A 3,227-nucleotide genomic window follows, 5' to 3' on the forward strand; every position below is an offset into this window, starting at 1 on the left:
TGTATAAGAGACAGGGGTAGGGGAGGGAAGAACAGAAGTTTTTTCCGATCATTACCCGTCAAAATAAATTTGACGAACTACTAGTCTCATACAAAGGCGCAGAGGTAAGAGTTTTAAAGGTTCAATTTGGGAATTTCATACCTCAATATGGCTACGCCACGCAGGCTATCAGCAACACCAAAAATTAAAAATTAAAAAAATCCCTACTCTGCTAAGTAGTGAGACAGAATTAATTACACAATGTCATTGCGTAAGCGTTGCCTGGCGTTAGCCATATGGAACGAAGTGAAATGAAGCAAGCGCAAGGGTTGTGATTGCTTCCCTTCCCTCGCAATGACTGTAAATATTTTTGTCCAATTACTTATCTAAAGTTTTTGAATTTTCCATAAGTAGCTAGATAGCCAATTTGTGACGATATGGGCAACTATTGGTAATAACAAGTTGCCACTTAATAGGGTGCTACAACCTAAAATAATACCAACAATGGTTGCCCAAATTACATAAGGCCATTGTTCGGGACCGCTAAGGTGTAGGACTCCAAAACAAAGACTGGATACGATCACAGCGGTATAATCTGCGCCTAAAGCGGGTAGCATTACACCTCGAAATAATAATTCTTCACTTAAACCAGGAAGTAGTCCTAACCAAATTAAGTCCGGTAAAGCTAACGGTTTAAGAACCATTTCTAGATAATAATCGGCACTTTTGCGGTAGGGAGGAGAAAGACGATAAGCTAAACCACTTAATATGGTAATAATTACACCTAAACTAATTCCTAATAATAAATCTTGTTCTTGCCAGTGCCACTTAAAAAGCGCGATATTACCCCAGCGCAACCATAATTTAGCAACTGTCCAGAGAATAATTGCGGTTACACCCATTGCTACTAAGACTTGGGTGCGTGTTAAATAGGGTATTTCTGGTTCTTGGTTTTGTTGTTCAATCACAGGATTTTAAAAAATAATTGGTAATTGGTGATTGTTAATTGTTAATGAGGAGGGATTGATACCTGCTTTATGAGCGACTAATACACCTACTGCTTCTAAATATGAGTTTACCTGCAAGGTGGGAATTCTTAACATGGATGCAGGAACTTGCATCAAAGTTTTATTTTCTGCAACTGTAATTATTTGACATTGTTTCTGGCTTAAACTCAATGAAGCACTACTTCCACAAGCTGTAGCAGGAATGATTAAAGCATCAACTTGATCTGCCCAGATATCAGTGGATAAAAAATTGTGATTTTCTGTATTAATAATAAATTGCGGGGCGTTACTCAACCCAACTAAAACGCAAGGTAAGAATGTGTAGCCCAATTCTTCCGCTGCTGCACGGGGGGATAAATTTGCTTCTGGTGGGGTGCTGGCAAGGGCAGGAGCATGGGCGCAGGGAATTTTAAAGGTACGAACTAATAAATGGCTAATGACGGCTTCTACACCGGCTATAGGGTCTACTCCTTGACCTTGATGATAGTTTTTAACTGCGGTTTCGTCCATATTGTCGGGGAAACGGGCAACAACAGCGATCGCTTCGGCTTTTTCTTCTATAATTAATTTTTCAGCAGCCCGTAATAAACTATCAGGATTGCCGATTGTTCCCCAACTAGCACCTGATGGAGAAGTTCGTAATTCTACGTTTAGCGGTGCATCAGTAATAACATGATTTGTAATATTTAATCCTAGAGTGGCTCTAGCTGCATCGGCTACCTGCAAGTGTCGCAGCATTAATTCCGGTTCGATACCCTGGTCTAAAAGCAAACCGACTCTATTACTGCGAACCGGACGTAAACCCCATTCTCCAGCCGCAAATTTATCTAAACCATATCCTTCAACGTAGAAGCCATTGGGGATATTCCAGTATAGACTTGCGCCGTTCATAACATTGGGGTGAGTAATCAAGCGATCGCATACCTGTGATATAACTCTAGCTACTGGTAACGCATCACCAGCATAACCGCCAATCGCTGCCCCAATGCCGGTAGGTATAATTAAAATTACGGTGTATGGTTTTTGGATGGGTATCACAGGTTTTTTTCGCGCAAAGACACAAAGAAAAAGTTTAAGCGGTAACTACGGCTTCTACTGTTACGGTTTGTGCTTCTTCATTAACAGCGGTAATAGCCCAACGCAGGGGTTCACCTTGTTTCTCCAATTCTGCTGTAATCGCTTCTTCTAATTCTGTGGGAGTTTCTTGCAATTCGATTTCAGCGGAAATAAAGTGAGTTGTCATAATCCTAAATCCTTTGCCTTGATGATTTTGAGAATACAGAAACTTTTTGGTGATTGGTAATTATTAATTATTATTATCAACCTTTCCCAAATTGCGCTTTATAAACAATCTCTTCTTTTTCTGTTTCGATTTTTAAATCAGAAAGAGGTTTAGCAACACAAAGCAGCGCGTAGCCTTGTTTTTGCAAATCTAGACTTACACCCATACCATCTTCTTGATTTACAGTTCCTTCTGTAATCAAAGCCGCACAAGTTGTACAAACACCAGCACCGCAAGAAGTCGGTAAGTCTAAACCATTAGCTGAGGCGGCGTTGAGAATAATTTCATCTTCAGCAACTTGCAGGGTATATTTTGTACCTTGGTGGTTAATTTCTACGGTGTAAATTTTGGACATATATAGCAGCAGTGTTTGACAACAGACAAATATTCTATTCTACTTGTTAACATTATTAAGGCATTATACCATATTTATTTATTGTTAAATTTGACTTAATTTTCCAGGCTTTTGGCTGTTGCTAAATTTGGTTAGCTTGTTCATATTCATCTAAACCTCCATTCCTCCCATCACCAAAACTGTACTCAGTTTGGTGATGGGAGGAATGGAGGGTTAATTGTGAAACGTCCCTTGAGTAATTTTGTGCGCCAGCACAAACAATGAGAGGGACAGTTGAGCAATTAACAAATCTTTGATTTTCCATATTCGTAACCGTCCTTTTTGTGAGTCCAGTGGTCTTTTTTCAGTGTCTAAGGGAACACCAAAAAATAAATTACCCAATTTTGTGGGATGGGCATCCTGCCCGTCCTTGGTAATTAGCGGGCAATTCGTCCCGCACCACAAGAAACTTTTGGGGATTTTTTTAATTGGAAGTCCCTAAAACAAATACTTTGGACATAATATTTTGCTCCGAAGAGCCTCCCATTTCTGGGGTAATGTTAGCTAGATGCCTCCGGCACGCTGGCGCGAACGACAATGTTAGAGGTCGGTAACTATCTTAAAA

The 3,227-nt window shown here is 40.0% G+C and carries 5 protein-coding genes; all 5 read right to left on the minus strand.

Annotation, left to right across the window (positions count from 1 at the left end; genetic code table 11):
* Positions 1–365: 365 nt before the first annotated feature.
* The 5 genes from IQ228_RS23700 to IQ228_RS23720 all read right to left on the minus strand — a co-directional run bounded on the left by IQ228_RS23700 (position 366) and on the right by IQ228_RS23720 (position 2,927).
* Entirely contained in the window at positions 366–947 is a 582-nt protein-coding gene (locus tag IQ228_RS23700; RefSeq protein WP_027401382.1) for a CPBP family intramembrane glutamic endopeptidase, read from the minus strand.
* Positions 948–953: 6 nt separating this feature from the next.
* On the minus strand, positions 954–2,015 hold the full coding sequence (locus IQ228_RS23705; RefSeq protein WP_027401381.1) for a DUF3326 domain-containing protein: 1,062 nt from the start codon (positions 2,013–2,015) through the stop codon (positions 954–956).
* 43 nt (positions 2,016–2,058) lie between these two features.
* Positions 2,059–2,229, minus strand: coding sequence for a hypothetical protein (locus tag IQ228_RS23710; RefSeq protein WP_173401694.1), 171 nt, complete (start codon positions 2,227–2,229; stop codon positions 2,059–2,061).
* A 76-nt stretch (positions 2,230–2,305) separates the two neighbouring features.
* Positions 2,306–2,623 carry a 2Fe-2S iron-sulfur cluster-binding protein gene (locus IQ228_RS23715; RefSeq protein WP_193964657.1) on the minus strand — a complete coding sequence of 106 codons (318 nt, stop codon included), beginning with the start codon at positions 2,621–2,623 and terminating at the stop codon, positions 2,306–2,308.
* Between the two features lie 121 nt (positions 2,624–2,744).
* Positions 2,745–2,927, minus strand: a complete 183-nt coding sequence (locus tag IQ228_RS23720) for a hypothetical protein (RefSeq protein ID WP_080683877.1) — start codon at positions 2,925–2,927, stop codon at positions 2,745–2,747.
* Positions 2,928–3,227: the final 300 nt, after the last annotated feature.

The organism is Dolichospermum sp. LEGE 00246 (genome assembly GCF_015207865.1).
GTDB classification, from domain to species: Bacteria; Cyanobacteriota; Cyanobacteriia; order Cyanobacteriales; family Nostocaceae; genus Dolichospermum; species Dolichospermum heterosporum.